Genomic DNA, 5,911 nt, shown 5'->3' on the forward strand with positions numbered 1-5,911 from the left:
TTTTGTAAAATATGAGCTTAAAAATTTAGAATAAATTAAATCAAACAAAATAAAAGAAGAATCCATCAATCAATATTTATCAGAATGTACATTCCAAAAAAATATTTTTTATGTTTGGTTCTTTAAACAAACAATTTCAATAAATTATGGCATTAAACCTGTTTCGCAAAAAATCTATTGAGCTAATCATGAGAGACCGAAAAGCCGGTTTTTCGGATGCAGAAACTGAAGCAGATGGATTAAAACGGGTTCTTAACGTAAAGGATCTTACATTAATGGGAATTGCCGCTGTTATTGGAGCGGGAATTTTCTCTACAATTGGGAATGCGGCATTTCAGGGCGGACCAGGAGTAAGTATTTTATTTGTTATTACTGCCATTACATGTGGATTTTCAGCATTATGTTACGCAGAGTTTGCTTCTAGGATTCCTGTGGCTGGTAGTGCCTATACCTATGCTTATGCCTCATTTGGAGAACTTATTGCTTGGATAATTGGATGGGATCTTTTAATGGAATATGCTATTGGAAATATCGCCGTTGCAATTTCTTGGAGCGAATATTTTACAAATTTACTAAAAGGATTTAATATTCATGTTCCAGCCTACTTAACCATGGATTATTTGTCGGCTTCCAAAGCACATGCAGAATTTGTGGCAGCGGGATCAAACCTTAGCGGAATGAGCGAAAAAGCAAGATTTGCAGTTCAAGCTTGGGTAGATGCTCCTGGTAGTGGTAGTTTTAAGTTCATCGCTGATATTCCGGCACTTGCTATCGTATTTTTCATAACTTACCTAGTTTATATAGGAATTAAAGAAACTAAAAAGGCAACCAATGCCATGGTAATTCTTAAAGTAGGAGTTGTTATTGCGGTCATCATTTTAGGATTTTTCTATGTTAAACCCGCTAATTGGGATCCTTTTATGCCAAATGGATTTGCAGGCATGATGAAAGGTGTTTCTGGAGTATTTTTTGCCTATATCGGTTTCGATGCCATTTCAACTACCGCCGAAGAATGTAAAAACCCACAACGCGATCTTCCTAAAGGGATGATTTACTCCCTTATTATTTGTACAGTACTTTATATTTTAGTGGCATTAGTCCTAACAGGGATGGTAAGTTATAAAGAACTGCAAGTGGAAGATCCATTAGCTTTTGTATTCCAAAATGTGGGACTAGAAAATATAAGTTATATCATCTCCATTAGTGCTGTTATCGCTACAGCAAGTGTATTGTTAATTTTCCAAATGGGACAACCACGCATCTGGATGGCGATGAGTCGCGATGGTTTACTGCCTAAAAAATTCTCAAGCATTCACCCAAAATATAAAACACCTTGGTTTGCAACCCTTGTAACCGGTGCCCTTGTAGCTATTCCAGCCTTGTTTATGAATTTAACCGAGGTGACTGATTTAACTAGCATTGGTACCCTATTTGCATTTGTTTTAGTATGCGCAGGGGTACTTTTACTTCCCAAAGAAGATGCCGAAGAATCTAAGCACAAACGTTTCAGAATACCTTATATTAATTCAAAATTTATTGTGCCAATATTGTTCATCGGACTCTTCATTGCGTTTAAAGATCAAATTTTTGCATTATTTGAGTATAATGGTGATTGGCATGTTTATAGAGATAAACTCCCCTATTTCTTATTTATTCTGTTAGCAATAATCATGTCTGTGCTATCATTCACTAAAAACTTATCTCTAATTCCAGTTTTAGGAATGCTTAGTTGTTTATACCTGATGACCGAATTGGGCTATACCAATTGGCTGAGATTTTTACTTTGGCTAGGTTTAGGACTAGTTATTTATTTCTCCTATTCATATCATAAAAGCAATTTGAATAAAAAAGAGGTTTAATTATTGATAATTTACCAAAGCAAAAAAGACGATTCCGGCGCGGAGATCGTCTTTTTTGTTTGAAACCAATAATTTTAACTCAATCGAGTTAACTCACTCGTATCTTGACTAGAAATCATTAAAGGCACTCTTTCAACAGTCACGAAGCTGATATCAAGTCCAAAACTACGTTCTTCAGACAGCGAAAACTTCTTTAAAATGAAGTAGTAATCCATAATAAACTTATCCCAAAAGCTCAACACATTTGATTTGGATAAGACTTTCTCTAGCACAACGAACCTAAAATCACCAATAATTTTGTATTTATTTAGAGATGTATATTTACTTGTGATATCCACCTCGCCATTTTTAACGAGATTTTCCACTACTTTTCTGAACAATACATTTATTTGTTGTTCAACGCGGAAACCTAGCTTAAAATCGATTCTAATAAGCTTATTTGGAATCAATGCCTCCACTTTATAATCTCTTGTAAATGGCTCATCGGTAACATCAACGTGTACTATCCAATAAACATCCGCTCTTTTGGGTTGTTTCTGAAGAATAGAATACATTATTTTCGATTCTATTTCGGAATTAAAGTTTGAACTAGTAAGGTAAACTAGTTGAGAAGCATATTTAGGTACTGTTTCATCCTCACTCAATTCGGTAAGAATTGGATAGTAGGAGTCAATCTCGACAAATTTCACGAAACGATTTTTAATTTTTCGTGCAGAATACCAAGCCCACATAACAGAAAGCAATAATGAAGCTAACAGAAGAGTAAACCATCCACCATGAAGGAATTTAGCCATATTGGCCACTAAAAATGCTAATTCAATTATTCCATAAATGGAAACAAAAATTACAATAAGGTAATTTGGAAATTTCTTACGATGGAGAAATGTTGCAACAAGTATAGTGGTCATTAAAAAGGTAAGATTTATGGCTAAACCATAAGCTCCTTCCATATTTTGAGATTCGCGGAAGACTAAAACAACAATGATACATCCTATCCATAGCAAAATATTAATGGAAGGAACATATAATTGACCTTTTTGATTACTAGGATAATTAATTTTGACCTTAGGCCACAAATTAAGTCGTACAGCCTCAGAAATAAGGGTAAATGAACCTGAAATCATAGCCTGACTAGCAATAATCGCTGCAGCGGTAGCAATACTAATTCCGGCGATAAGGAACCATTCTGGCATAATACTGAAAAATGGATTATCTCCTGGAGTAAGCGTACTTCCTTGATGTTGCCAAAGCCATACACCTTGACCAAAATAGTTTAGAAGTAGACATAACTTTACGTAAATCCAACTAATTCGAATATTGGGGCGGCCACAATGTCCTAAATCAGAATATAAAGCCTCTGCTCCTGTTGTACAAAGAAATACCGCACCGAGTATAAATAAAGCACTTGGATTGGTCGATAATAAGGCGTAAGCATAATAGGGACTTACCGCTTTCAAAATTTCTGGAAACTGTACAAGGTAAAAACTCCCTAAAACAGCCATCATTGTAAACCATACAAACATAATGGGTCCGAATGCTTTTCCAACTATAAAAGTTCCAAACTGCTGTATTAAAAACAACAAAGAAATAATAGCGATAACTATGGGAACGGTTGGGATGTCTTTATAAAAGATCCTCAAACCCTCAATGGCAGCAGAAACAGTAATCGGTGGGGTAATCATACCATCTGCAAGCAAAGCGGAACCTCCAATCATGGCTGGAATAACGAGCCATTTACCCTTTTTCTTAACCAAAGAATAAAGAGATAGAATACCACCCTCACCCTTATTATCGGCACGTAATGTTATAATTACGTATTTTATTGTGGTTTGCAGCGTTAATGTCCAAAATATACAAGACAAACCACCTAAAATTAGGTCTGTTGTAATGATTCGATCAGAAATAATTGCTTTAAATACATATAATGGCGACGTTCCAATATCACCATAAATAATACCTAAACTAATTAATAAACCTGCTGCAGATAGCTTGTGGAGATTTTTAGTATTCGACACTACATTTCAATTTTGAGTACAAAAGTAATTTTTTTAAATAATTTTACAACTGTATGAATAATACATTGATTTTCAATCTTTTTTTTTATAATTTTAAAAGAATGTTAATTCTTTAAAAGAAACAGAATTATTACGTTAAAAATTGTTAAAAAAGGGCTAATTACTCGCACAAAAGCTAAAAATGGATTATCTTTACACTTTCGAATATATCTGCGTATGATGAACGTCTACTTGCGATCTTTTGTTGCATCAATTGTACTAAGCCTTATGCTTGGTGCAAGTAGCTATGCTAACAACTTTTCACAAGTTCCCAGACCGGATTCTACAAAATCTAAGCAAAAGGTTTCCACAAAAATTACAGATACCCGACTTAACAAACCTGCTTACTTAAAAAATGGCGTTAAAGTTAGTTTTATTCCATTTAAACCAGCAAAAGACAATTTCTTTATGAACAGTAAGTTCATGAGCACATCAAAAGCTGGTCTGAATGATAAGGTTTTAAATAATGTTAAAGTCTACCCTAACCCAATTTCTGATCAATTAAATTTAAGCTTTAATGTCAGCAAAGAGGCAACAGTTACCGTAAAAATTATGGATGTACTTGGAAATGAAATTACTACCCTCCTTTCCGAACGCATTGCAGCCGGCGATCAAAATAAACCATTTCAAATTGCTTCGCGAATAACAAGTGGATTCTATTTTATCCGCGTAAGTGTGGGCTCCGAAGTAATTACGAAAAGAATCTCTGTACTTTAATAATTTTTTACCTTCTTTTTGCTCCGTATTTATATATTCGCCGTATGAAAATAATTGCTATTGGTCGTAATTACGCCGAACATGCCAAAGAATTAAATAATCCTATTCCAAAAGTGCCGGTAATTTTCATGAAACCCGACACAGCAATTTTAAAGGATAATAAACCATTTTACCATCCTGAATTTTCAAGCGATATTCATCATGAAATTGAGCTTGTTCTAAAAATATCAAAAGAAGGTAAACACATTGCCGAAAGATTTGCAGGAAATTATTTCGAGGAAATTGGGCTAGGTATCGATTTTACCGCTCGAGATATTCAACAAAAGCATAAAGAAAAAGGCCTACCTTGGGAACTTGCTAAAGCATTTGATCATTCTGCGCCAATTAGCAAATTTATTCCGAAATCAAATTTCAAGGATCTAAATCAATTAAATATCAGGCTTGACCTAAATGGCAAGACGGTCCAAAATGGGAATACTAGAGATTTACTTTTTTCTTATGAATATATCATTTCCTTTGTTTCTAAATATTTCACATTGAAAAAAGGCGACCTCATATTTACAGGTACTCCGCAAGGTGTTGGAAAAGTTAATATCGGTGATCATTTGGCTGGATATTTGGAAGATGAAAAATTATTGGATTTTGATATCCGATAAGATTAAATGATGATAAGACGGTCCCTAAGTATTTTATTTTTACTCATAACCAATCTCGCATTTAGTCAGGTTGAGCAAAATAAATACCCTTTAAACTATTTTAGAGCGCCTCTTGATCTTATTCCTATAATTTCTGGGAACTTTGGTGAGATACGGTCAAATCATTTTCACTCAGGATTAGATTTCAAAACAAATCAGCGAGAAGGTTATCCAGTTTACGCAGTTTCGGATGGATTTATCTCTAGAATTAGAGTGCAGATTGGTGGCGGAGGGAATGCTATTTATATCAATCACCCAAATGGTTTTACGTCCGTTTATATGCATTTACGCAATTATAATGAACGAATAAGCCAAGTTCTAAAATCCTATCAATATAAAGTTGAAAAATTTGATATTGATTTTCCACTAACACCGTTAGAAATTCCAGTTAAAAAGGGTGAAATAATTGCCTATTCGGGCAATACAGGTGGATCTAGCGGACCTCACCTTCATTTTGAACTTCGCGATACCAAAACCGAGGAAACAATAAATCCTCAGTTGTTTGGAATGCGAATACCTGATAAAATAAAACCTATCATTTTAGGCCTTTACCTTTATCATACCAATGAAAAAGCATTTAGTGAAC

At 34.4% G+C, this 5,911-nt stretch carries 5 protein-coding genes; 4 read left to right on the top strand and 1 reads right to left on the bottom strand.

What is annotated here, in order from left to right; translation table 11 throughout:
* The first annotated feature begins 146 nt into the window (after positions 1-146).
* Positions 147-1,859: an amino acid permease gene (locus ACIQ0D_RS11040; RefSeq protein ID WP_395805575.1), complete on the top strand. Its 1,713-nt coding sequence runs from the start codon at positions 147-149 to the stop codon at positions 1,857-1,859.
* Positions 1,860-1,933: 74 nt separating this feature from the next.
* Here the strand turns inward: ACIQ0D_RS11040 and ACIQ0D_RS11045 are convergent, their stop codons facing one another.
* On the bottom strand, positions 1,934-3,874 hold the full coding sequence (locus ACIQ0D_RS11045) for a KUP/HAK/KT family potassium transporter (RefSeq protein WP_395805577.1): 1,941 nt from the start codon (positions 3,872-3,874) through the stop codon (positions 1,934-1,936).
* A 216-nt stretch (positions 3,875-4,090) separates the two neighbouring features.
* Here ACIQ0D_RS11045 and ACIQ0D_RS11050 point away from each other — a divergent pair, with 216 nt between their 5' ends.
* The 3 genes from ACIQ0D_RS11050 to ACIQ0D_RS11060 form a co-directional block, all read left to right on the top strand.
* Positions 4,091-4,630 (top strand): T9SS type A sorting domain-containing protein, encoded by a 540-nt coding sequence (locus ACIQ0D_RS11050; RefSeq protein ID WP_395805579.1) that lies wholly within the window; start codon positions 4,091-4,093, stop codon positions 4,628-4,630.
* Between the two features lie 44 nt (positions 4,631-4,674).
* On the top strand, positions 4,675-5,286 hold the full coding sequence (locus ACIQ0D_RS11055; RefSeq protein ID WP_395805581.1) for a fumarylacetoacetate hydrolase family protein: 612 nt from the start codon (positions 4,675-4,677) through the stop codon (positions 5,284-5,286).
* A 9-nt stretch (positions 5,287-5,295) separates the two neighbouring features.
* Positions 5,296-5,911 (top strand): M23 family metallopeptidase (locus ACIQ0D_RS11060; RefSeq protein WP_395805583.1); only part of this gene is annotated, 616 nt, incomplete at its 3' end.

This window comes from Daejeonella sp. (assembly GCF_044342615.1).
Taxonomy (GTDB): domain Bacteria; phylum Bacteroidota; class Bacteroidia; order Sphingobacteriales; family Sphingobacteriaceae; genus Daejeonella.